Source organism: Acinetobacter sp. 1566109 (genome assembly GCF_000582255.1).
GTDB lineage: Bacteria > Pseudomonadota > Gammaproteobacteria > Pseudomonadales > Moraxellaceae > Acinetobacter > Acinetobacter nosocomialis.
Map to the genome: position 1 here is coordinate 1 of NZ_JEYB01000036.1, position 22,354 is coordinate 22,354.

The 22,354-nt window shown below is 34.9% G+C and carries 25 protein-coding genes, 1 tRNA gene and 2 pseudogenes; 9 read left to right on the forward strand and 19 right to left on the reverse strand.

Annotated features, from left to right (window positions below):
• The 6 genes and pseudogenes from J582_RS26155 to J582_RS18165 form a co-directional block, all read right to left on the reverse strand.
• Nucleotides 1-704, reverse strand: a pseudogene (locus J582_RS26155) (IS5-like element ISAba27 family transposase); the annotation flags it as partial.
• A 249-nt stretch (nt 705-953) separates the two neighbouring features.
• On the reverse strand, nt 954-1,715 hold the full coding sequence (locus J582_RS18145) for a membrane protein (protein ID WP_004709759.1): 762 nt from the start codon (nt 1,713-1,715) through the stop codon (nt 954-956).
• A gap of 345 nt (nt 1,716-2,060) precedes the next feature.
• Entirely contained in the window at nt 2,061-2,384 is a 324-nt protein-coding gene (locus J582_RS18150; RefSeq protein ID WP_004887969.1) for a hypothetical protein, read from the reverse strand.
• 48 nt (nt 2,385-2,432) lie between these two features.
• Complete coding sequence (locus tag J582_RS18155; RefSeq protein ID WP_004887970.1) at nt 2,433-3,539, reverse strand: minor capsid protein; 1,107 nt, start codon at nt 3,537-3,539, stop codon at nt 2,433-2,435.
• Nucleotides 3,540-3,624: 85 nt separating this feature from the next.
• On the reverse strand, nt 3,625-3,969 hold the full coding sequence (locus J582_RS18160) for a hypothetical protein (protein ID WP_002048765.1): 345 nt from the start codon (nt 3,967-3,969) through the stop codon (nt 3,625-3,627).
• Nucleotides 3,970-4,260: 291 nt separating this feature from the next.
• Nucleotides 4,261-4,719: a hypothetical protein gene (locus tag J582_RS18165; protein WP_004887971.1), complete on the reverse strand. Its 459-nt coding sequence runs from the start codon at nt 4,717-4,719 to the stop codon at nt 4,261-4,263.
• 487 nt (nt 4,720-5,206) lie between these two features.
• On the opposite strand from J582_RS18165, the gene J582_RS26160 reads away from it, so the two are divergent.
• On the forward strand, nt 5,207-5,326 hold the full coding sequence (locus J582_RS26160) for a hypothetical protein (RefSeq protein ID WP_002048755.1): 120 nt from the start codon (nt 5,207-5,209) through the stop codon (nt 5,324-5,326).
• A gap of 65 nt (nt 5,327-5,391) precedes the next feature.
• Here J582_RS26160 and J582_RS18170 read toward each other — a convergent pair whose 3' ends face one another.
• The 3 genes from J582_RS18170 to J582_RS18180 all read right to left on the reverse strand — a co-directional run bounded on the left by J582_RS18170 (nt 5,392) and on the right by J582_RS18180 (nt 7,140).
• Nucleotides 5,392-6,216, reverse strand: a complete 825-nt coding sequence (locus tag J582_RS18170; RefSeq protein WP_004887972.1) for a pyrroline-5-carboxylate reductase family protein — start codon at nt 6,214-6,216, stop codon at nt 5,392-5,394.
• A gap of 271 nt (nt 6,217-6,487) precedes the next feature.
• A complete protein-coding gene (locus J582_RS18175) occupies nt 6,488-6,721 on the reverse strand; it encodes a hypothetical protein (RefSeq protein WP_002048783.1) in 234 nt (77 codons plus the stop codon).
• 203 nt (nt 6,722-6,924) lie between these two features.
• Nucleotides 6,925-7,140, reverse strand: a complete 216-nt coding sequence (locus J582_RS18180; protein WP_002048761.1) for a cold-shock protein — start codon at nt 7,138-7,140, stop codon at nt 6,925-6,927.
• Between the two features lie 514 nt (nt 7,141-7,654).
• Here J582_RS18180 and J582_RS18185 point away from each other — a divergent pair.
• Nucleotides 7,655-8,272, forward strand: a complete 618-nt coding sequence (locus J582_RS18185; protein WP_004887973.1) for a LysE family translocator — start codon at nt 7,655-7,657, stop codon at nt 8,270-8,272.
• 70 nt (nt 8,273-8,342) lie between these two features.
• Here the strand turns inward: J582_RS18185 and J582_RS18190 are convergent, their stop codons facing one another.
• Nucleotides 8,343-8,888 carry a glycoside hydrolase family 108 protein gene (locus J582_RS18190; RefSeq protein WP_004887974.1) on the reverse strand — a complete coding sequence of 182 codons (546 nt, stop codon included), beginning with the start codon at nt 8,886-8,888 and terminating at the stop codon, nt 8,343-8,345.
• 36 nt (nt 8,889-8,924) lie between these two features.
• On the reverse strand, nt 8,925-9,254 hold the full coding sequence (locus tag J582_RS18195; protein ID WP_272480772.1) for a hypothetical protein: 330 nt from the start codon (nt 9,252-9,254) through the stop codon (nt 8,925-8,927).
• 627 nt (nt 9,255-9,881) lie between these two features.
• Here J582_RS18195 and J582_RS18200 point away from each other — a divergent pair.
• Nucleotides 9,882-10,553 carry an XRE family transcriptional regulator gene (locus tag J582_RS18200; protein ID WP_002048763.1) on the forward strand — a complete coding sequence of 224 codons (672 nt, stop codon included), beginning with the start codon at nt 9,882-9,884 and terminating at the stop codon, nt 10,551-10,553.
• 151 nt (nt 10,554-10,704) lie between these two features.
• Here the strand turns inward: J582_RS18200 and J582_RS18205 are convergent, their stop codons facing one another.
• Nucleotides 10,705-10,935: a hypothetical protein gene (locus tag J582_RS18205; protein WP_025466846.1), complete on the reverse strand. Its 231-nt coding sequence runs from the start codon at nt 10,933-10,935 to the stop codon at nt 10,705-10,707.
• Between the two features lie 180 nt (nt 10,936-11,115).
• Nucleotides 11,116-11,192 (reverse strand) — tRNA-Met (locus J582_RS18210).
• 255 nt (nt 11,193-11,447) lie between these two features.
• Between J582_RS18210 and xseA the strand changes: the two genes are divergently transcribed.
• Nucleotides 11,448-12,713, forward strand: coding sequence for an exodeoxyribonuclease VII large subunit (gene xseA, locus J582_RS18215; protein ID WP_004887976.1), 1,266 nt, complete (start codon nt 11,448-11,450; stop codon nt 12,711-12,713).
• On the forward strand, nt 12,703-12,897 hold the full coding sequence (gene xseB, locus J582_RS18220) for an exodeoxyribonuclease VII small subunit (RefSeq protein ID WP_004709785.1): 195 nt from the start codon (nt 12,703-12,705) through the stop codon (nt 12,895-12,897). Before xseA ends, xseB begins: the two co-directional genes overlap by 11 nt.
• Before the next feature lie 243 nt (nt 12,898-13,140).
• Here xseB and J582_RS18225 read toward each other — a convergent pair whose 3' ends face one another.
• Together J582_RS18225 and J582_RS18230 are read right to left on the reverse strand one after the other, a co-directional pair.
• Entirely contained in the window at nt 13,141-13,359 is a 219-nt protein-coding gene (locus J582_RS18225; RefSeq protein WP_004887978.1) for a hypothetical protein, read from the reverse strand.
• A 47-nt stretch (nt 13,360-13,406) separates the two neighbouring features.
• Nucleotides 13,407-14,000 carry a LysE family translocator gene (locus J582_RS18230; RefSeq protein ID WP_002048762.1) on the reverse strand — a complete coding sequence of 198 codons (594 nt, stop codon included), beginning with the start codon at nt 13,998-14,000 and terminating at the stop codon, nt 13,407-13,409.
• Nucleotides 14,001-14,453: 453 nt separating this feature from the next.
• Here J582_RS18230 and J582_RS18235 point away from each other — a divergent pair, with 453 nt between their 5' ends.
• Together J582_RS18235 and J582_RS18240 are read left to right on the forward strand one after the other, a co-directional pair.
• Nucleotides 14,454-14,783, forward strand: a complete 330-nt coding sequence (locus J582_RS18235) for a hypothetical protein (RefSeq protein ID WP_004887981.1) — start codon at nt 14,454-14,456, stop codon at nt 14,781-14,783.
• Nucleotides 14,784-15,254: 471 nt separating this feature from the next.
• Nucleotides 15,255-15,611, forward strand: a complete 357-nt coding sequence (locus J582_RS18240) for a four-helix bundle copper-binding protein (RefSeq protein WP_004709792.1) — start codon at nt 15,255-15,257, stop codon at nt 15,609-15,611.
• Between the two features lie 604 nt (nt 15,612-16,215).
• On the opposite strand, the gene J582_RS18245 is transcribed toward J582_RS18240, so the two are convergent.
• The 3 genes from J582_RS18245 to J582_RS18255 all read right to left on the reverse strand — a co-directional run bounded on the left by J582_RS18245 (nt 16,216) and on the right by J582_RS18255 (nt 19,600).
• Nucleotides 16,216-16,623, reverse strand: a complete 408-nt coding sequence (locus tag J582_RS18245) for a GFA family protein (RefSeq protein WP_004887983.1) — start codon at nt 16,621-16,623, stop codon at nt 16,216-16,218.
• Nucleotides 16,624-16,651: 28 nt separating this feature from the next.
• Nucleotides 16,652-17,053, reverse strand: a complete 402-nt coding sequence (gene cueR, locus J582_RS18250; RefSeq protein WP_004887985.1) for a Cu(I)-responsive transcriptional regulator — start codon at nt 17,051-17,053, stop codon at nt 16,652-16,654.
• A gap of 75 nt (nt 17,054-17,128) precedes the next feature.
• Nucleotides 17,129-19,600, reverse strand: a complete 2,472-nt coding sequence (locus tag J582_RS18255; RefSeq protein WP_032048351.1) for a heavy metal translocating P-type ATPase — start codon at nt 19,598-19,600, stop codon at nt 17,129-17,131.
• A gap of 166 nt (nt 19,601-19,766) precedes the next feature.
• On the opposite strand from J582_RS18255, the gene J582_RS18260 reads away from it, so the two are divergent.
• On the forward strand, nt 19,767-19,967 hold the full coding sequence (locus J582_RS18260; RefSeq protein ID WP_006580764.1) for a heavy-metal-associated domain-containing protein: 201 nt from the start codon (nt 19,767-19,769) through the stop codon (nt 19,965-19,967).
• A 57-nt stretch (nt 19,968-20,024) separates the two neighbouring features.
• On the opposite strand, the pseudogene mobR reads toward J582_RS18260, so the two are convergent.
• Nucleotides 20,025-21,694: pseudogene (gene mobR / locus J582_RS0104955) on the reverse strand (phenol degradation transcriptional regulator MobR).
• A 369-nt stretch (nt 21,695-22,063) separates the two neighbouring features.
• Here mobR and J582_RS18265 point away from each other — a divergent pair.
• Nucleotides 22,064-22,351 carry a phenol hydroxylase subunit gene (locus J582_RS18265; RefSeq protein ID WP_032048352.1) on the forward strand — a complete coding sequence of 96 codons (288 nt, stop codon included), beginning with the start codon at nt 22,064-22,066 and terminating at the stop codon, nt 22,349-22,351.
• Nucleotides 22,352-22,354: the final 3 nt, after the last annotated feature.

The window sequence follows — 22,354 nt, forward strand, 5'->3', positions numbered from 1 at the left end:
TATGTTCGATCACAACTCGTATTTTTCCAATCATTTTATTGTACTTTTTCTCAACATCAAATAAGGGTAAATTCTTCTTTTTCTTTATTGGCATCAATAATTTAAAGCCATCTTGCTCTAATCCGTAGTACCCTAAATCGGTCATAACATATTTACAATGTTTGAATTTTTTAACCGTTCTTCTTGCCAATTTAATGTCATGCTGACTGCCATTCGATATATCTAGCCCTATGATTTGTTTGCTGTTCGGATGATAGATCACTTGTGCTTTTAGCGTATGTTTCTTCTTTTTACCACTGTAGAACTTACTCTGATTTTTTTTTCGGACGTTCTATTGAACATTCTGTCGCATCAATAATGACCCAGTTAAACTGTTCGTCTGCTGTGGTAATGCTTCGTTTTGGCAGAGTAAACCGTCTTGATTTCATCAATGCATCTTCAACCTTTTTAATGGTTCGATTCACATTACTTTCAGCGATATGGTAATTTGCAGCCAACTCCAATTGAGTGCTGTAATTCCGTAAGTAATTGAGTGTTAATAATAATTGATCCTCTATAGCTAAAGTATGAGGACGCCCAGATTTCTTTTTAAGTGATTCTACTTCTTTTAAAACTTCGATCATTTCACTAAAAACTGGTCGAGGTACACCAACCAAGCGCTGGAATTCAGAATCTGAAAAACGATTTAATTTCTGATATCTCATGAAATTTAGATTGAGGTGGTTTTTACTTTCGCAAGAGGTCTAATATTTTATGATTAAACCCATCATTAAGTTTTTATTGATATTGAAATTAAAAATTAGCTTAAAAGTATATTATCGCAAAGTCTCCCGAGCAAGGGCTTTTTTACGTCCAAAATAAAATGTTAACAAGATTTCATTTAACCTTTTGCGCTCAAATAAAAAAAGACCACATCCTCCAACAGAATAATGCAGCCTTTTTTAACAGTTAAGTTAATGTGCTGTCTCTGCTGCTTTAGGTTTAAAGACCATTAAACAGACCACAATAAAAGCCAACAAAACGAAAGATGCGCTAAATCTGCTTAGCTCTAATCCACCATGTGCGATAGGTTTATCGAGGAAATCACCTAAAACCGCTCCGAGCGGTCGAGTAAGAACAAAGGCCAGCCAGAATAATAATGTTCTTGAGATTTTGGTATAGAAATAGCAGATTGCTAAAACCAATAACAAAGTACCAAAAATTAAAGCAGCGCTGGTATACCCTAACCCTTGAGTATCCGCAGTCCAATCACCTAATGCTGTTCCCAATGTTTGAGAGAACATAATGGTTAGCCAATAGAAGGCTTCACTTTTAGCAGATTGAATACTTTTTACCGAAATTGTGCCGCAGCTTAAATACCAGACAAACAAAGAGAGACCTAATAAAATAAGCAATATTAAACTTCCGCCTGCATAACCCACACCTAAAGTTCGGTCAACAAAGTCGGCAATTGTCGTTCCTAATGTGGTCGTGGCAATAATGGTCGCCCAATAAAAAAATGAATTGTATTTTTTGGCTTTAATTTGCAAGCCAACAAAAACTGCAAATATCACTGCGAAAATAGCTGTACTAATTCCATATCCCAAATTAAGGGACATAGATAGCGCATCTCCAGCAGTTTCACCTAAAGTGGTAGCAGCAATTTTAATGATCCAGAACAGTAACGTAACTTCTGGAACTTTACTTAAACTTTTAGATAAACTTTCATGACTCATCACTGCATGTTCTCCAAACATATTCACCGATTAGCCAATATCTAAAAGATCAAGCCTTAAGCTGAAATTAAGAGTAAAAATAAACTACAAAGTTCCCCAATAATGAATACTTTGATCTGTTAATTGAAAGGATGAGTTCTTAATTTGTTGCAAACACTTTGTTATACAAACTTTTTCATCTTAATGTCATAAATATTAGGTTGTTCTTTATTACTCTCAAGTTTTGTAGTTATTTTTATAACTTTCACTTTATCTATAGTTTTTATTTTCTAATAATTTTATTGTTATTTGCTTGAATTAAATAAAAAACCTACTCCATGAGCAGGTCTTAATTATGTATATAGCTCAGCTTATAGAACTCTTCGCTAAACATTTTTCATGCCATATCATTTGAAAGTCTTCAACAGCTTTTGTCTTGGTTAAAGGATCTTCAAATAACTTAGAAGAATATGCTGTATCTATAATTTGTTGATAAAGCTCTTTTGCCTCTGCTTCTTCAAGATGATTAGCAATCTCTTGTAGTTCAATCACTGGTACATCATGTTGTCTCGCATCCATAACGCCTTTTGCAGCATTTTTCACAAGATAACAATAATGCGTTTCCATAGTTTCAGATGCAGCATAGCATGGAAGAGTGATCGCGCTCATAAAGAGGAATATAAATTTCATAATCTCACCTTAATTTCACGCGCAAGGGTAACAAGTTATCCTTTAAAATTACAGCCCAAGTATTTTAAAGGTTCGCTCATCGAGCTCCCTTAGCTCATCCAAAGTATAAAGTCGGCCTTTAGGATCAAAGAATTTGTCAAAATCAAATTGCCCTTCTTTATATAATTTATAGCGTTTAGGGCCTAACCATTCTTTTTGGAAAAAATTATCGGTCAGTTTAAAAAACTCTTTAAAGGAAATATCTGCATCTATTTGACCCATTAATTGAGCCCGTTCATCTTTAGGAATGTCTCGCATCCTTCTTTCATCCATAATAAAAGATCGATTACCAATAAGCCTTCCGTCCTTACTAACAGGAACCAGAATACTCCGGCAATTGGGATGCAAAGGTGGCACCCTTTTCGCTGGATCATTCAATTTCCAAATTGAACCGTCAATGGCTGCACAAACTTTAGAAGTCCTCCCATCAAGTACACTCACAAACCTGACATATTCAAAATTAAATTTTTTGAAGTTATATAAATAGACCTGATTTGAGATATGGCTCCGCAGGGTTCTGACAATACGCTCAATATCAATTCTGGTACTGTTGAGCAATCCATCTTCATACTTAAGGCGTTTCGTACCAGTAATACGCCTAATAATTTGCTGAGGTGTCATGCCTGTATTCATTCCATCGCGAATAGCATATTCAATTCTTTGCAGGGCATTCTCACTAATTTGAGCTAAGGATTCACCAACTAAGGCACCACCCGCTAAAGGCACTCGTTTTATTGACTGATAAAGCTGTTCTCCCTTTAATTCTTTAATAACCTTACCAAATAGTTTGGCCATATAGTTTGACTCATATATAGCCAAAGCAATTGCCGAGTGAGTAAAGATTTCCGGCAAAACAGTGTTAATTGAATTAAACCAATCTGAAATTACAAGTTGAATATTTTTAAGGTGACGAGTTGTGTATTCTCCACCTGCTAAAGCCGCCCTTTCAGTATCATTAAGCTCTTTTATTAAATGCCCCAAACGATCAAGCATAGTTATTGTTTCAGTATTAAAAAATCTAAAAAGCTCATTTACCGATCTGGAAGATGCTCGATAAAGATAGGCTTGATGTTGTGTGAAGACATCAAAAAGCGATTTTTCAGTAATATTCTTCATGAAAGTTACCTCTAAAAAGCGCACTTTATTATTTTTTTTATATCGCTGATCTGTAGAAATTTTAAGGAACTAAAAATTTGAAAAGCTAATTAAACTGGTAATTTTGTTTTATAAATTTTTTCTGAACGCTAATGTTTCCAATAAAATTGGCCAACCATAAAATAAATTCATCACGATACTCAAAGCGCGGAAGTAAGCTCAAGTCAACTTTTATCTCTCTTTCAGAAAGAGGCTTACTTAAACATTCTTCAAAATCAATTTTGCTATATTTTAGTTTTAAATTGATTTGCTCAGCTTCTTTTCTAATTTCAGCCATGACTCTATTAAGATTAGTCACCGGATTATCAGTAATCTGGTACTTTTCATAAATATTGGCGTATACATTTTCAGCAATATCTAAATATTTAATGAGTTCAGCATTCTCATTCATCTCGTTATCTTCCTATTTTTTTGGAAATTATGTACGAGTAAATGTTTCTATACGTAATTTAAGCGTATTTTTATGTGAAAAATATTTTAATAAAAATAACAATTCATTGCTTAACCTACTATTTTTTATATCATTAATATTTTCTCATAAAACATTTCCATATTTTCTGACATTTTTAATTGGCATAAATATGTACCATTAACGGTTTTAACAGAAAAAACCGCCCCAGAAAGCGGTAGCTGAATTCTATCAGCGAGATATAGAAGTATGGTGGATGAATACTTCTATATTTTATGAAGACAGTTTACTATTTTTAATATAGTCCTCAGATTTAAAGTAATTAATAATCATCTCTGCATTTTCTTCTCTACTTGGATCAGCAGCAGCTGGAATCTCGATCTTATCCATTTTAAAGTCTTTCGGAATATAGTTTGAAATTGGAGGCAGCTTTTCCTTTCCGCCTACCGTCATTCGTTCAATAAAACCAGCCAACCATAAAATAAACTCGCCTTCATTTTTAAACTTAGGCATCAAACTTAAATCTATATGGACTGATTTTTCTTTATTAAATTGATTTAGGCATTCTTCAAAATTTATAAAATTATACTTAAGTTTGAACTCAGTACCTTTAATTGCTTTACGAATCAGGCTAATTAAACAATTCAAATTTTGAATCATATCATCCGTAAATAAATTGTCTTTTTTAATTTCCTTATATACTTTATCCGCTATAGCTAAATACTTTGGCATTTCTTCCTCCTCAATTTTTTATAAATAATTGAAAATAAAAAAATTCATATTTTGATTATGAAGAATTAATTGTAATTGAGTGAAATCAAATTAGCTTTCAATGTAAAAATTACCAATATTATGTAAAATTGCACCAGAATGAACCACAAAAAAATTCATATTACGTTAACTGGTCCACAATTTTATTTAATAATTTTAACTAATTAGAAATGTTTTCTTTCAATTGTAAATGATTATTTTTTAGACATACTCTTCTAAGATAATAGTTTTATAAATCAATGAGAAACTTATTTTTTAAATTGCTTTTTCTATGATAAAACTCAATATCGAGATTGTCTTTCTTTAAGTTGATAATTTAAAAAAACTTAATTAAAGATAAATTTATAACACTGATCTATCTGTTATATTTTTTTGAAAAAATTCTGTATCTATGATTACACATTGTATTTCTTCATGATAGTAACTATCTAGACACGAGGTAGCTAACATGAATTTTTTAAGAAAGAAAAATAAAGCTAGTTTTGTATTATTTATTATCACTCTCTATTCAATGTTAGGGTTTGGCTTAGGCTATGTTATTTGGGAATATTTCCTACAAATTCCATGAATTATTAAGCATGAAAAGTACCTTTCAAAATTTAAGTTATCTCAAGATTGAAAGGTACTTAGCCATCAGTTAACGCTATGTCTGGCAATTTCAGCATTAATCTCTAGACTTATTTCTTTACTGCGATGATAAGCTGCTTTTAAAGCCAGTCGAATATCATCGGAAAGATTGCCTAGCTCAAACATTCGTAATGCAGATTCAGTAATGCCATTAGCTAATGTGACCTTGCCACATAACTCACTTGGCTGAACATTACTTTTACGCACCATGTCTACAGCACCTGACGCTGCTTGAAGTGCCAGATCTAAAGCAAACTGCTTATCTAGCCCCATAGAAACACCAGTTTTTACCATACTGTCGAGGATATAAAAGAAGTACGCTGGGCCTGAACCCGATAACGCGATAATGGCATCACTTTCTGATTCTGAATTTGCCCAATAGGTCTGCCCTGTGGCTGAATAAATTGTCTCAACTAACTCTTTATCTAAAGGTTCTAGATATTCTGAACCAATCAACACATGAGTACCTGTATAAGTTAATACTGGTGGGTTAGATATGATTCTTATAACCTTTTTTGAACCCGTAATATTCATGAGTTGTTTGATATTAATTCCAGCCATCATCGATAGAATAGTTTTATCAGCTAACCATTTTTTTAATGGTGCTAAGATGACTTTTAGATTTTTTGGGTCTACTAATAGAACAACGATATCAGCCTTTTTTACCTCATGCTGCTTTTGCTTTAGAATGATTTCATTATCAAACTTTCCTTCCTCTATAAGATTAATTTTTTCTTTTTGAAATCCTTTTAAAACCAAACCTCCAATTAAAGCTAAAGACAAATTACTACTACCGATGAAGCAAATATTTGGTTGTACTATATTCAACATTTAGAATTATTTCCTTCCTTTAGATATACTACAAAAAGAAATATTATTTATGACTTAAGTCATGGACCGTTAATACAATAAAAATTTAATAAATTTTTATGAATGTTAAGTTTAATTTTACAACTAAACTCTATTTTGAGCTAAGATTACTCTATTACTTATGACGTTATGAATAACAAATTAAACTAAATTGTTAAAAATATGTAATTAAAAATTAATTATAGCTTATCTGATTTAAGCAATATACTTGCCAGACTTAAAGTGGTTTTATTTAACATCCACTTAAAGATCTTTGTTCTTTTTTTAAGAAACTTTCCGCTATTCGTGATGCTTCCTGATAATTTATTTCGCTGTATACCCAAAATGACAAAAGCTTTCCACCTAAATGAAAGTATTGCTTATAGTACTCATTTATATCATCTGAATGAGGGTTTCCAACACAGAAACTATCTTCATTAATTTTTCTTACTTTACCGTTTAAAATACCGCCAATACAAATATCCATTTTTATACCAGTTATAATGTTAACTTATACAACACAAATTTAATTTTTATATTATATAAAACAAATAATCAACTTATTTAATATTTTATATAAAAAACCCACAAAGGAAGAAGTGGGTTTTTTAACTACGTAGATGATTTCATGTTATTTAATTGAGCAAATGGCCAAAAAATAAATCAAATAAAATCATCAAATTATGTTATTTAAGCATTCGTCACAATTGTGATATTCGAAGCTTGAGGGCCTTTTTTACCCTGTGTCACAGTAAACTGAACACGCTGGCCTTCTAGAAGAACTTTAAAGCCTTGTGTTTGAATCTCAGAAAAATGTGCAAAAACATCTTTACCTTCATCAGTTTGAATAAAACCAAAACCTTTAGTTTCATTAAACCATTTTACTGTACCAGTAGCATTAGACATAAATTAATCCTAATTTTAAAAACATTATCATTTGTTATTGGGTATTCCAATTGAACTAAAAAATATACACTCTACTTAAATATCTAATAATATACGGAGGATTATAAATAAAACTACGAAAAGAGAGATTTAGGGTAACATGAATATTTTTGTAGTTAATGTCGACTATACACGCTTCTTAACGAATTGCAATCTCTATCTTGATTAATTGATTTTCCACACAATTTGTGCGTCTCTAACGATCACTTATCTATTGATTTTAAATGCTATTTTTTAATTTAGTTAATTGTTTTAACTTCAATATATTAATTAAATATATCTTATTTTTATACTATAAAATTTTATCTTTTGAAAATTATTAAGCCTCTCTTTACGCTCTAAAACTACTTTAATATCTTACTAAAATATTTTACTTTTTTATAAAATATACAGACCTGTATATATACACTTTATGTATTCTGATTTAAAGTACGTGTGCAGCTTAACATATTGATGATAAACAGGAAGTAGCCACGTGAACGGTCTCTTAGTTTTTATAACCATTGCTTTTCTTACCTTATCTAGCCCTGGACCAGGCGTTTTATTTACAGTAACAAATTCAATAAATTACGGTGTTCGTACCGCTTTATTCGGTATTAGCGGTTTAATCATTGGTATGTTCATTATCGCTGTGATTTCTGCAAGTGGTGTTGGTCTCATTATTACCAGTAACCCCACCATCTTTACTGTTTTAAAGTTTATTGGGGCCTTTTATCTTATGTATTTAGGTTATAAAAACTTTATAAACAAATCTCCTACTCAAGATTTACTAGAAACTGAACACAACGATAAAATCGTGAAGAAATCAAAACTTTTTTATCAGGGGCTATTTGCTTCATTACTTAATCCGAAAACGATTGTCTTTTTTATTGCACTTTTTCCTCAGTTTATTGATATTAAAAAAGAAATATTAAATCAATTTCTCATTTTATCTTTAACCTTTTGCTTTATCGGATTTTTAATTCATTTAGTTTATGCTAATTTTTCTTCAATTTTTAAAGAGAAAATGCTTGCCGGAAATAATTTTGCAAAACTGAATAAAGTGAGTGGTTGTATTTTCTTTCTTCTCGCCATTTTACTTATTACTCAATAAAGAATTTGTATTATAAAAAGAAGAATGGATCAACTTGCTATATGTATTCAGCTCAAGCAAGTTGGTCTTTTTAAAAACTCACACGGTTAGCAAGCCATCCGTAAAAGAATTGTTCATACTTTGGATTTTTCTCTGTAATTTCAATATAGCGTTGGCCTTGCATAATATTTAGAAGACGTACCATCACTCTTTCCCCTTCTTGACCGCGATTTTTAATATAGAGTGATAAAGCCTGTAAGGTAGAAGTCCCATATTGACCATCTAATTTAAGATCGCTCCATCCCTCTTTTCCTTGTCTGTTTAACAAATTCAAAGCACGTTGTAGAAGTGGTTTTGTAAAACCAAGACCACAATTTACTCCTGTATCGAGCAGTTCTTCAGCAATGATTGGACTAATCAAATTAATTTGATCAAATCGCGGCTCAAGCCAATATTGCTTTTTATAAATATCTCTTGCAGTTTCTAAAGGTAAATCCTCCATTTCACCTTGATATCCATAGCTACGTGCAACTGCTTGAGTAATTCCAAATTTGGTGGCATGTCCAGAGTCAAGCGTATCATTTACATAACCACCTTCACGTTTTATAAGTGCATCTAGATATTGTTCAACCTTCATGGGCCTGTCCTCATTTATATAACTCGCTGATAGCTATTAACTTTGAATATCATCTTTTGCTTTTTTTAAGTCTTTCATTACTTCAACAATAGTTTTTCCTTCTTGTTTATTAATGAAGTTAAATATCCACCTCACAATTGCCCAACCAGGTAAGCCACAAATAAAGAAGAATCCACCTAAAGTGATCATGCCCCATATATCAGTCACCCATTCATGTAAGTCCCATTTCATGATAATGAATGAACCACCAGTCAAGCTTGAGACAATAGTACAAATCAAACCTACTACCCATTCTTGAGGCGAACGTGGGAAACGCATGATTAAAACCACCGCTACGACTAAGCTTACTGCTAAAGCGATCATCATGACCGTACCATACAGCTTAAAAATAGAAGCTAGTCCATTTAATGTTAAAAAATTTTCCATAATACAATCCTGTCTCATACTTAAAATTTGAAAAATAATCGTACTTACTACATTGTTATTTCTCATATTTTTATAAAAAATTGCTATACACCCGTGCTTAGCCTAGCCGTTCTTTTTTCTTTTAAAACTGGCATACATATATGACTTATCTTTTTTGACCAAAAAGTTGAGATAACACGCTGCCGTATATCGGAAACTTTTGTGAGCCATTAAATTCTTTGTTAGATTCTTCATGTTCTTGATACCCTTTATCGACGAACATTAAGCCTGATCCACGGAATCGGGCTTTTTTTATTCATTTTTTATTTTTTGATAGCCGATCTCTACCACTGATTTACTATCGCCATTTTATATTCTGTCGTCCATTGAGGCAGAATACTGATCACTACTTACCAAGCCATTGATACAAAATAAAAATATGTTTTAGTAAAAATATTGCATTAGTTCTATCAATGAGCTCTTATAATTGATATTATAACTATAGTTATTATTAGTCAATAACTATAGTTGTTTTACTAGATATAACTTTAGTTATATATTTGTGATAAGTTAGCTGGTGCGATCATTATGGCTCTTAAAGACCGTTTAAAAGATTCAAGGATTAAAGCTAAGAAAACTCAGGCAGAAGTTGCTGAAGCAGTAAAAATGTCTCAGCCTGCCTATCAAGCTTTAGAATCGGGAAAGAATTTAAAATCTGCTTTTCTTCCACTCATTGCACAGTTTTTAGGTGTAGACGCTTATTGGCTTACTACTGGTAACACAGAAGACTCTTTTAGAGAAAGTGATGTATTTAGTCCCACCGTTGTCAGCAGTGATGTAGTAGATCAATATGTCTGGATTGAAGTAGTTGAAGCAAGTTTTTCTTGTGGTACAGGTGAATCAATCGAATTTCATTTTGATGCAATTAATGGAAAAATTCCTTTCCCTGCTTCTTTCTTTAAAGAAAAGCGCGTTCCTCAGGAATGTATGCGCATTATTAAAGCTAAGGGCGATAGCATGACTGACTACATCAAAGATGGAGATTTGGTCGGCATTGATATTTCTCAGACAGAAGTAATTGATGGAGAAATCTATGCTGTTTATTTCGCTGGCGAGGGAATGATTAAACAAATTTTTAAAGAAGCTGATGGCTCTTTAATTTTGCATAGTTTAAATGAAAAATTTAGAGACCGCCGTGTAACTGAAGAGAACGGGAAAAACTTTAAAGTAATGGGCCGTCAGTTCTGGCGAGCAGGTTAAATGAGTTATTAAATATAGCTAAAATAATAATTCTATCATTTTCAAATTTCTTACTTTTTTATAATTTTAATTATTTATATGACTTATAGATATAAAAAAACCTATCTCCTTTAAAAGAGATAGGTTTTCTTGCTTTAGTACCATGATGTTATCAACAATATGTATTTAAACGATAAAGTTGATTAAAACCAGCATAAAAGCTTTTTCCATCTTGGTTTAGCTCAATTTCTTCACCAGTTTGAAGCTGAATTTTCTTTCCAACTTCTACCCAACGATATCCATCAAGCGAATTTTGCTTACGCACATGAGGAATAATCCTCACATTGATTTCATTGCCATTTACGGCTGTGGCAATGTGCCACTCATTTACTATATTCACAATCGTATTCACTCATTACTGAGCTCATGTGATTTAACGGTATTTAATTAGAACGCTAGATTTAAGGTATGGACAGTTCGTCTAGAATTTAATATTTAGCTTGATATAGGGTTATTTATAAGCTAATTGCTTTTCATGAGTTCGTATCATGAAAAGTAGTACATCACAGAGCATAATATTTTTTGGATGCGGGAGTCGGATTTGAACCAACGACCTTCGGGTTATGAGCCCGACGAGCTACCAGACTGCTCCACCCCGCAATTGGAAGTATGCTTTATACGCCTATATATTTTATAAAGCAAACTTTATTTTTTAATCGGTTGTAATTATTAACAATTATCTTTTTATTAATTTTTATTTTTACCATTCAGTCCAAATCGACATCGTAATTTCTAATTTTTGTTTCTTTAAATTGTTGTATTTATTTTAAATAGAACGCGATATTCATAGACATCAATTGCCTTGCTTGGATAGCTTTTATACTATCTAGTTTCATCCCATTATTAATAGTTTATATGTCTGATCCTCAGTTCTCTCTAAGCGAATATCTCGGCACTGTGCAGGAAGTCATACGCCTGACCTTTGACGAACCGGTATGGGTTAGAGCAGAGATTCGGAATTTAAATATTAAAGGTGGACATTACTATTTAGAACTTGCAGAGAAAGATGTTGACACCGATAAAGTGATTGCCAGTTGTAAGGCAACCATCTGGAAATTTTCAGCGAGTAAAATTGTTTTAAAGTTTGAACGTGAAACAGGAATTGAGTTAGCAAGTGATTTAAACGTTTTAATTAAAATTAGAGCGCGTTTTGATCCACAATACGGATTTTCAGTCAATATCGAAGAAATTGACTCAAGTTTTACACTTGGGGAAATTGCAAAACGTTATCAACAAATTGTAGAGCGTTTAACCCAAGAAGGTTTGATTCATAAAAATAAACTTCTCCCTACCCCTTTTGATATTGCAAATGTTTTAGTGATTGCTCCTCAAAATGCTGCAGGTTTGGGTGACTTTAAAAAAGATGCAGATGCTTTAGAAAGAAATAAGGTTTGTCATTTTGTTTATCAAAGTGCGACCTTTCAGGGGAATACTGCTGCTGTTAGCCTTATGGAGTCCTTGGCAACAGGTTTAAAGCAATGGGCAAATCGTTATAACTTTCCACCAGATCTGATTGTAATTATTCGTGGTGGTGGTGCTGTAAATGACTTAGCTTACTTAAATGATTATGAGCTTGCCGCACTTCTCTGTAAACGCAGCGTTCCGATTTGGGTCGGTATCGGGCATGAAAAAGACCGTACCATCCTTGATGAGATCGCACATCGTTCGTTTGATACTCCAAGTAAAGTGATTGCTGGTATTCGTAATCATATTGTTGAACATGTACAAGAAGCGGTAGATAGTCTACAAACGATTAAACTGCTTTCTCAGCATCAAATCACGACTTATCAAAGCAAAAATGATCAATTGCTTCATCACATTAATTCTTCTGCACAAAATCAACTTAACTCGGCGCATCGTCTACTTGACCAGATGAAAGAACGTATTCAGTTCAGCTCACAGCAACAAGTTAAATTTTCCTTAGCTCAAATCGAGTCATTAATGAAAGAAATCCTTTTGCAAAACCCTAAACAGGTTCAAGCTAAAGGCTATGCAATTGTCAGATCCGAAGGAAAAGCGATTCGCTCTATACACCAAATTTCAAGCCCCTCCATTGCCATTGAAATGCAAGATGGCGTAGTTGAAGCCAACATTACACAGGTAATCCCAAATGAAGAATGAAGAGTTAACCTTTAAGGATGGCCATGACATTTTGAAGAAAAATGCTGAATTGTTAGAATCACAGGAAAGTCCTGATATAGATAATTTAATGAAAATTGTTGAAGAGTCTATTAGCGCTTATAAAGCTTGCAAATCTCGAATTGAAGCTGTCCAACAAGCTTTAGATGAGACTTTTAAAGAATAAAATTTCCATAAAAAAAGCCCATTTCTACTTCTCATTGAAGAAATGGGCTTAGTGAACACCACTTAGTCCTGAAATGCAAAAATGAGGATTAGGTCACATTTTTGCAAAAACATAGTCCCATAACGACCTGCGATGTTCAATATTTTAATTGTGTCTATACGTTAGTTTGGCTTAATTTCCACCATCTAAGACCGTAAGAAACACAAACTCTGCTGATGCTTATTTTTAAATTTAATTTAAGAGTTATTCCTCACTGCATGGACCAATTAATTGATAAATTTTGCCGTCTTTAGGATTCTCATATAACAAATCCATGTTTGGTAAAATGATATCGTCATTAATTTCAATATGTTCAACACTTTTATGAAGTTCAAGTGCATGGTCATTCATTGGTCTAACTTTTGCCAAAGCGATTGATTCTTTATCAAACTGGTCCTTGATAATTACTTTTAATCTTTTCATAAAAATCTCCTGAAAAATAAATTTTTAATATAAATAATGGGTTAAGTTTAAAATGAGCTAATCGCAGAATAGCCGATTGGCATAGCAAAAAAAGTTAAAATAAATGCAGCTGTACGTTGTAAATTGCGTTGATTTAACCAAGTTACTTTATTTGAAATGAGGACAGTTCCAAACATAATCCATAAAAAAGCAATTGGGGTAATTAAAGATAAAAAGACAACAATGTGAATAAAATACAAATGCGGAACTTCCCACGCTGCATGTGGAAAAATCGCCGAAGCAAAGAGCAAAGCTTTCGGGTTTAAAAGTGTTGCAAGAAATAAAGCTTTTGGCGTAATCAGTGGGCGATCTAACTTAATATCTTCGGTTGAAGTGATCCAAAGTTTAAAAGCGAGATAAAGAATGAAACTCGCACTCATCAATTTTAATATAGCAGGAAGCCATGGAATAAAATGAGATACCGACTCAAGTAAAACACCCCATGAGGTAATCGCGATCAGATAACCTATTACCTCTGCCGGAATTAGCTTAAGAGAGTGCTTTAGCCCTGCTTGCAAGCCAGCCGAGGCTAATAATGTATTTGTTGGTCCTGGAGTCAACAAAATAGTGACCACAAGTCCAATAAATAAAAATGACACCATAGGCCAAAAACTCGATTGATTACGCTAGGCGAAATATGTCAAAAATGAGCATCTATTGTCGACAAAATCGTTGTAACAAGAAATATTACAAATACTTTTTATTTTTTAAAATTAATAATTTAATAAAAAGTGAATTTATATTCATTAAAATTTGTTCCAATTTTAAATTTGCAAAATGCGTCACACATTTATAAAAAAACACTGCATTAACTTAAAAAGATATTAAACTCCAAAATCATATATTTTTTTTAAAATAAGTGATTATTTATATATTTTTTAGGCCATTTTTCCCACTTCTTAAATAGCAAAAAAACAAATATCACACGCCTTGAAATTACCAAATTGATCAATATATATACACATGAAAATCGTGATTTTACTGAATAGATGTATCGTTCCCCATCAATTCATTAATCGCCGCTTTCATCGAATTAAATAGTTGATGGAGGATGCATGATGAATGCTTATGTTCGCCCTCATCCCGATGGTTTTAAAGCTTATTTAGGAAAGGATGCAAAAACCGGTCTCTACATGGTAAGAGTTGGTTGGACAATATATGAAACTAATGCCAATGGTTCTGTTTTGTATATTGTTAAACAGGAAAGTAAAATTCCATTGGATGTAGAAAAGTTTAAAACTGATCGTCCCAAAATTTATGATGCACTTTTAAGTGAAGTGCAATTTCAACGCAAAAAACAACTGTCTATTGATCTTCAAAAGTCCAATATTCCCTCTTATGATCGTAAAGCCTATAAAAAACGGCGCGGCTTTACAGGCTCTTAAACAAAACTATCAATAGTCAATAGATACAGAAAAAGCACCCGTGGGTGCTTTTTCTTTTAACGACCAGTTGCGATTAATACAAACAGGCTCAGTATTAATGTGCTTAATGATCGTTTGCAGTGTACGTGGACTTCATGCTCAGCTCCGTGAGCGTACTGTTCAATGTTTTCCATTACGTGTGCCCTTAAAGTTCACACTGATAATTTGCCTAATTTTCATCCATAAAAAAATTAGCCAAAAGTATTATATGAAAATAAATTTTGTAGTTTGTCTTGAGCAATCTATTTTTTACCTTTTAAAAAATTTAATTAGAAAAACACTTGTAACATTCTTATACGAGGTTAATTCCTTATTGAGCATTTGTAGACCTTTCATTTCAAAGTGCCCAATAGGAAAAATGATTTTATAAAATGAAAAAAGATAACAATATTCGGTTTTTTAATAATAGCCTTTCAAAAGGAGAATATTAAAATGAATAGCTCGCAAGAACCAAATCAATCTCTGTTTAATCAAGCATCTACTTCAGTTCAAGCCTGCATTGAATGCATGTTTGCTTGTAAACATTGTGCCTCAGCATGTTTGCAAGAAGAACATGTGCATATGATGCGTGAATGTATTAAACATTGTTTAACCTGTGTCGAAACCTGTCAGCTTTGCACATCTTTAGAATTAAGACATTCAGAGCTTGCTGAACAAGCCATGCAATTATGTGCCAGCGCGTGCCAACTTTGTGCAGCTGAATGTAGCAAACACGAACATGAGCATTGCCAGATTTGTGCCAAAGCTTGTTTAGCATGTGCTAAAGCTTGTCTGGCATATCGTGCTTAACTTCTAGTTTTATTGTAGAAACCTACGGCCTATTAGGCTCGTGGGTTTTTAATATTTAAAGAACAAACAATTAGAAAATTAAAGTTTTTAGATGAGATGAAAAACTACTTTTCTTTAGGCATAAAAAAACCCGCATCTTGGGGAAAATGCAGGCTCTTAGATCTCCCACAACGACCATGAGTTCATTATTAAGCTTGAACTTTAAACCGTTGACTAAATGTACCCTTAATAAAAACAAATTGCAATACAGAATAGTCTGTATATTTAAAATATTTTGTTATTTTTACATTACTTTTTCATAAATAGTTTAAAAAACTATAATCTTTCCAAATAAGAAATAGTTTTTACAAGCATTAAAAAAGCCCGTTTCACGGGCTTTTCTGCAACGGTGAGCAATCTAAGATTTGTGTCTATCCATCTCTTACATGCTCTTTGCTAGCTATATGTAAGGTCTTATCGTATCTTTTGCCCTGTACCAAGTTTCCCTGTGGATCGAGGAGATATTACGATTACCTTAGGTACAGTTATAGCACATTATTTATTCATGACTAGTCTTATTCACGTTTTTTTACAAATAAACAAAATACTTTCAAACCTTCATATTTCAAGGGTTTTCTACCGCATTTGGGTATTGGCGGGCATTATCGCATATGGGATACCACTTCACTTTTGAAGCAACAAAAGCATGAGAGATAACTCGCGTCGATATATCTTCATTAATGAGCCCTACTCTTAAACGCACCACTTCTGGTTTATCTAAACGTTCACTCCAGACAGGCGAGCCACAAGTTTTACAAAATACTCTTTTTTTATTATGCGATGCAAAATAAGCCTGTAAAAGGTTTTCACCCTGTACCACATTTAAGTCACTTTTTTGTACTTGAGTGATGGCCGCAAAAGCAGCGCCTTGGGCTTTTTGGCATTGTTTACAATGACAAACCATAATGGGTTCTAATTCGGCATTAATACGGAGTTGAATGCCATTACAAAGACAAGAAGCTGTATAAGCCATGATTTTTCCTTTTTTATTTTTATAAGGTTTAACTTACACCTACACCTTTTTCAATGTGGTCTAAAATCGCACACGAAGCCTGCTGGTCACCACAGCAATCATCGGCAGAAGCCTGCAAAATATTAACCATTTCTTGTAAATGAGAAATTTTTTGCTTTAATTCAGCAATGTGTTTTACTGTTAAGGCTTTCACCTCTGCACTATGCCGATCGGTATTTTTCCAAAGCGAAATAAGCTCTTTCATCTGTTCGGATGAAAAACCTAATTCTCTGGCATGTTTTAAAAAGTTTAAAGTTTTAAGGTCTGTTTCTGAATAAATACGATAGCCAGAAGCAGAACGCTGTGCTGCTTCAAGTAAACCGATTTCTTCATAGTAGCGAATCATTTTCGCTGAAATGCCCGAATGTTTGGATGCCTGACCGATATTCATCTCACACCTCAAATATTAAATTTGGTTTAAGACCTGCTGTCATGATCTTAAACCAAAAGTTGCTTTTCAGCACGCTTACTGTACTGGCGCGTGAAAACGTTTTAAACGTAACGCGTTGCCTAAAACAAAGACTGAAGAAAGTGCCATCGCACCTGCCGCAAACATTGGCGAAAGTAATACACCAAAAGCTGGATATAAGGCACCCGCTGCAATTGGAATTAGGGCAACGTTATATACAAATGCCCAGAATAGGTTTTGACGAATGTTTCGCATAGTGGCTTTACTTAACGCAATTGCGTTCGGTACACCTTTTAAACTACCAGACATCAGCACAACATCGGCAGCTTCAATAGCAACATCAGTTCCTGTACCAATGGCTAAACCAATATCTGCTTGCGCTAAGGCTGGTGCGTCGTTAATGCCATCACCTACAAACGCTAAGCGACCATATTGTTTTTGCAATTGGCGAACTGTGTCTACTTTACCTTCTGGTAAAACCTCGGCCACAACTTCATCAATGTTCAGTTTTTTGGCAATTGCTTGCGCCGTATGACGGTTATCTCCTGTAATCATGGCAACCTTGAGACCTAATTGATGTAAGGCTTCAATCGCAGCATAGGTTGTTTCTTTAATTGGGTCTGCAACGGCAATAATTGCTGCAAGATGCTGATCGATAGCAACATACAGCGGTGTTTTGCCCTCTTCACCTAACTGAGCAGCAATCGCTTGGAATGAGCTGGTATCTAAACCAAGTTGGTGCATATAACGATCTGCGCCAATTTGTACTTTTTGACCTGAAACTTCTGCTTCAATACCTGAACCCGTAATCGAGTTAAATGCTGTTACTGGTAATAAGTTTAGGCCTTCACTTTCTGCTGCTTGAACAATAGCTAAAGCGATTGGATGTTCAGACTTAGCTTCGACTGAGGCAACTAAAGTCAGCACTTGTTTACGTTCAAAGCCAGATTGCACATTAAAGTCAGTGAGTGTCGGTTTACCTTCGGTGAGTGTTCCAGTTTTATCGACTGCAACAACCTGCGCTTCTTGCAAAAGCTGCAAAGCTTCACCTTTACGGAATAGGACTCCTAACTCAGCACCACGTCCAGTACCCACCATAATTGAGGTTGGTGTTGCAAGTCCCATCGCACAAGGACACGCGATAATGAGTACCGCAACAGCATTTACCAGACCAAAAGTGAGCGCAGGCTCTGGCCCCCAAATAAACCAAACCAAGAAAGTAATTGCAGCAATTAACATCACTACCGGTACAAACCACATAGTGACTTTATCGACCAACCCCTGAATCGGAAGTTTAGAACCTTGGGCTTGCTCAACCATGCGAATAATTTGTGAAAGTACAGACGAAGAACCAACGGCAGTTGCCCGAATGTTTAGAGTACCGTTTTGATTGACTGTACCCCCAACTACTTGTTGCCCTACTATTTTTTCAACAGGGACAGGCTCACCCGTAATCATAGATTCATCAATGTAACTGTGCCCTTCAACCACTTCACCATCGACAGGTACACGTTCACCTGGGCGAATTTCTACAATAGTTCCACTGACCACGTCGGCAACTGCAACTTCCACCACTTGACCATCACGCTGGATACGAGCCGTTTTAGGCTGCATTCCCACTAGGTGTTGAATGGCTTGTGAAGTACGTCCTTTAGCTTTGGCTTCGAAATAACGTCCGAGTAAAATTAAACTGACAATAACGGCAGCCGCTTCAAAGTAAACATTGACGGTACCTTGTGGTAAAACCTGCGGCATAAAGGTAGCTACGACTGAGAAACTGTAGGCAGCCAAGGTTCCAACAGCGACCAACGAGTTCATATCTGGTGCTAAACGCCATAAAGCTGGAATCCCTTTTTGGTAAAAACGGCGACCAGGAAAAATGAGAACTAATGTGGTCAAAACAAACTGTAAAAGCCAGCTATTGTATTGACCAATCGTGTTCATGACCCACATGTGAAAAGCTGGAATGAGATGTGAACCCATTTCCAAAATAAACACAGGTAAGGCCAATACAATCGAAATGATCAAATCTTTTTTAAGCTGATCTAACTCTGAAGCTTTTTTATCGAGTTGTACATCTTGATTTTTTTCAGATGCTTTCGCGTCGTAACCTGCTTTTTTAACAGCGCGAATTAAGTCTTCGACGTTGACTGAATTATCTGCCTGCACCCAAGCTTGCTCTGTTGCTAAGTTGACGGTTGCCTCTTGAACGCCGTCTACTTTTTTTAGGGCTTTTTCTACACGTGCAACACAAGATGCACAGGTCATGCCCTCAATAGACAACTCCACTGGCGCAGCTTTTGGAACATCATAACCCGCACGTTCAACTGCTTTAACCAGTGCTTCACGCTGAATCGGTTGATTGGAATAAACAACGGCTTTCTCTGTTGCCAAATTAACATTGGCAATCTCTACATTTTCAACTTTCTTAAGTGCTTTTTCGACACGTCCTACACAGGAGGCACAAGTCATGCCCTCAATTGAGAGTGTTTCACTATATGCTGGCAATTTTGTGGTTTTTGAGTCCATCAAACACCTCTGCAAATCTGCAAAATTTAATATTCTGTATTGAGCATACAGATTCCCATCATGGGAAGGTCAAGCATATTTTTTTAAAAATTTGGTCTTGACCTTACAATCATGACAAGGTTTAGACTCAGTGTTATCCAAACAAATATCTCATTCTTGATGGAGTATGAAGATGAAACTACTTATTGAAAATATGACGTGTGGTGGCTGCGCGCGTGGTGTGACTGCAACGATTCAAGATGTCGATCCAAATGCAAAAGTAGATGTAGACTTAGCGACTAAAATCGTAACTGTTGAAAGTAGTGAAAGTGTCGATAAAATTACCGAAGCACTTGAAGAAGATGGTTTCCCAGCGAAAGTGCAATAGTGAATAAGGCCTAACTTTTAAAGTTAGGCCTTTATTTTTTAGCTTGTTGATATTGACTCAAAGCTGAAATTTTTTAATTCGATAATCCAGTGCTGCCCGAGTTAGCCCTAATAAACGTGCCGCTTCAGACACATTATGATTTGCCTTTTTTAAAGCCGTTAAAATTAACTGCTTCTCGTGTTCTTCTAAATTAAACTCTGCCTGCAACAATTGTTCAAAGTCAGTTTCAACAGCTACAGCCTGCTCTGGGTCATGCTTGATCTGAGGGAAAATGGCATTTAACTTAATCAGCTGCTGATCGTCCGTTAGTAAAACCGCCCTTTCTAATAAGTTTTCCAACTCACGAATATTGCCCGGCCATTCATATTGCTGCATAAAAACTTTGGTCTTTTCACTTACACCCTGAATAGTTTTGCCGTACATTTTTTCAAAGCGACGAAGAAAATGTTCAACTAGTAAAGGAATGTCTTCACGGCGCTCTCGCAAAGGCGGAATCTGCACTGGGAAAATATTTAAGCGATAATACAAATCTGCCCGAAATCGCCCTGTTTTTACAGCCTGCTCAAGATCTTCATTGGTTGCTGTAATTACACGGACATCTAAAATACGTGTCTGTGAATCTCCTACTCGCTCAAATTCACCTTCCTGCAAAATGCGTAATAGTGCTGCTTGTGCACGAGGAGAAAGCTCAATCACCTCATCTAAAAAATCGTACCGCCATTGGCTCGTTCAAACTTACCCAAGCGAGATTGATGTGCTCCTGTATAAGCCCCTTTTTCTACCCCAAATAGCTCAGACTCAATTAACTCTGGCGGAATCGCTGCACAATTTACCGCAATAAAAGGTTGGTCTTTTCTTTGGCTATTTTCATGAACCCCTCGTGCAAAAGCTTCTTTACCAACGCCAGTTTCACCTTGTAATAAAATGGAAACTTTCGAACCTGCTGCTTTGGTTAATAATGCACAGACCTGTTTATAAGATGCTGACTTACCCACAGAACTAAATAATTAGTAATCGGCTTCACTATCGCTATAAATTGATTTTTTTAGTTCAAAAAGTTCAGCCTGCAACGCAATCAGTTCTTTCTCCATGGGTTCCGGTGACATGAATTGAATCAGCTCATCTGCATTTTCCCACTCTTCTAAAGGCTTACCAATAATACGGCAATGCTCATCGCCGCAAGCTTTACACTCTATTTCTTGATAAATAATGGTCATGCCTGTCGCAAAACTGCTGTATCCGCATGCATAACCCAGAAGCATCCAACACGCAGGTTCATCACTTGGGCCAAAATGCTCTAAATGCACATCGGCTTCAAAAGAGTTAAGCCAATTTAAATCGGCATAAAACTGTTTTTTATCGTGGCTTAAATTGAGCTGGTTGGCCTGTACTTGCACCATTCCACGAATCGCATGCATTTGTGGGCCTGCCATAAAAGCATCGTGTTCATTTAAATCGGGACGCATTTTTGTTGTAACTTCTGCATCCTTTAACCCAGCTTGATACCCTAAACGAATAAAAAAACGCTTGGTTCGCTCAAGCCCAATCATGTGCGCTAAGTCTTTACGCAAATATCCCATAATGCTGGTGTGTAAAAGCAGCATTCGATATTCATCAAACCAGATTTGGCCGTGGGCAGTATCAAAGTGCAGTTTAGAGAGCAAATCGTGAATTTCTTGCGGATGATCTGCGTATCGTCCCGTTTTATCGTATTTTACTCGAGCCATGAGTGATCTGTTTTAATCCATTAAACACATTTTGGTTTTATCTCATCTTATCGAAGAACCAGATAAATGTCCTAGTACCTTAAAGACATAACTTCATACTAAAAAAGTATTTCTAAATCTCTCCTTTTAAAGCCCCAAACAATCTAAAAAGAAATTTTTACGACCCACTTCATCAAATCATGAATATCTCTATTTCACCATTCAAAAAAATTCATGAAAAGGTGAATTTTAAAAATGCTGCACTTTCAATAAAAATACTAAGCAATTGTTTTTAATTATAAAAATAAAATTGGCATAGCTTTTGTAAAGCTTATAGCGAGAGCAAGGAGCATTCATCAATTTCAAGACCATGTCTTGATGGAGTACAGCATGACGCAACCTCAAGTCGAAGCATTAACCAAATATATTCGGGTCACTGGTGACTTAAACGCAGAGTTTATCGAATTCGATTTTGCCATTTATGACCCCAGTCTATTTGTGGAACTGGTTTTGCCTAAACATGCATTTAATGATTTTTGTAAGACCAATCAAGTGGTTGAAATGACCCAAGAACAGCAAGCTTTTAATGATGCTCAGGAAGAAAAATGGCGCTATGGCACTGAAGCAACCTTAGTCGGCACACAACGTAATAGCAACGATCACGATGATCAGATGTAAAAA

Excerpts from the sequence above, each read along its gene's own strand:
- J582_RS18145 (WP_004709759.1), bottom strand. The coding sequence starts at position 1,715 with ATGAGTCATGAAAGTTTATCTAAAAGTTTAAGTAAAGTTCCAGAAGTT.
- J582_RS18150 (WP_004887969.1), bottom strand. The coding sequence starts at position 2,384 with ATGAAATTTATATTCCTCTTTATGAGCGCGATCACTCTTCCATGCTAT.
- J582_RS18155 (WP_004887970.1), bottom strand. The coding sequence starts at position 3,539 with ATGAAGAATATTACTGAAAAATCGCTTTTTGATGTCTTCACACAACAT.
- J582_RS18160 (WP_002048765.1), bottom strand. The coding sequence starts at position 3,969 with ATGAATGAGAATGCTGAACTCATTAAATATTTAGATATTGCTGAAAAT.
- J582_RS18165 (WP_004887971.1), bottom strand. The coding sequence starts at position 4,719 with ATGCCAAAGTATTTAGCTATAGCGGATAAAGTATATAAGGAAATTAAA.
- J582_RS26160 (WP_002048755.1), top strand. The coding sequence starts at position 5,207 with ATGAATTTTTTAAGAAAGAAAAATAAAGCTAGTTTTGTATTATTTATT.
- J582_RS18170 (WP_004887972.1), bottom strand. The coding sequence starts at position 6,216 with ATGTTGAATATAGTACAACCAAATATTTGCTTCATCGGTAGTAGTAAT.
- J582_RS18175 (WP_002048783.1), bottom strand. The coding sequence starts at position 6,721 with ATGGATATTTGTATTGGCGGTATTTTAAACGGTAAAGTAAGAAAAATT.
- J582_RS18180 (WP_002048761.1), bottom strand. The coding sequence starts at position 7,140 with ATGTCTAATGCTACTGGTACAGTAAAATGGTTTAATGAAACTAAAGGT.
- J582_RS18190 (WP_004887974.1), bottom strand. The coding sequence starts at position 8,888 with ATGAAGGTTGAACAATATCTAGATGCACTTATAAAACGTGAAGGTGGT.
- J582_RS18195 (WP_272480772.1), bottom strand. The coding sequence starts at position 9,254 with ATGATGATCGCTTTAGCAGTAAGCTTAGTCGTAGCGGTGGTTTTAATC.
- J582_RS18200 (WP_002048763.1), top strand. The coding sequence starts at position 9,882 with ATGGCTCTTAAAGACCGTTTAAAAGATTCAAGGATTAAAGCTAAGAAA.
- xseA (WP_004887976.1), top strand. The coding sequence starts at position 11,448 with ATGTCTGATCCTCAGTTCTCTCTAAGCGAATATCTCGGCACTGTGCAG.
- xseB (WP_004709785.1), top strand. The coding sequence starts at position 12,703 with ATGAAGAATGAAGAGTTAACCTTTAAGGATGGCCATGACATTTTGAAG.
- J582_RS18225 (WP_004887978.1), bottom strand. The coding sequence starts at position 13,359 with ATGAAAAGATTAAAAGTAATTATCAAGGACCAGTTTGATAAAGAATCA.
- J582_RS18230 (WP_002048762.1), bottom strand. The coding sequence starts at position 14,000 with ATGGTGTCATTTTTATTTATTGGACTTGTGGTCACTATTTTGTTGACT.
- J582_RS18235 (WP_004887981.1), top strand. The coding sequence starts at position 14,454 with ATGATGAATGCTTATGTTCGCCCTCATCCCGATGGTTTTAAAGCTTAT.
- J582_RS18240 (WP_004709792.1), top strand. The coding sequence starts at position 15,255 with ATGAATAGCTCGCAAGAACCAAATCAATCTCTGTTTAATCAAGCATCT.
- J582_RS18245 (WP_004887983.1), bottom strand. The coding sequence starts at position 16,623 with ATGGCTTATACAGCTTCTTGTCTTTGTAATGGCATTCAACTCCGTATT.
- cueR (WP_004887985.1), bottom strand. The coding sequence starts at position 17,053 with ATGAATATCGGTCAGGCATCCAAACATTCGGGCATTTCAGCGAAAATG.
- J582_RS18255 (WP_032048351.1), bottom strand. The coding sequence starts at position 19,600 with ATGGACTCAAAAACCACAAAATTGCCAGCATATAGTGAAACACTCTCA.
- J582_RS18260 (WP_006580764.1), top strand. The coding sequence starts at position 19,767 with ATGAAGATGAAACTACTTATTGAAAATATGACGTGTGGTGGCTGCGCG.
- J582_RS18265 (WP_032048352.1), top strand. The coding sequence starts at position 22,064 with ATGACGCAACCTCAAGTCGAAGCATTAACCAAATATATTCGGGTCACT.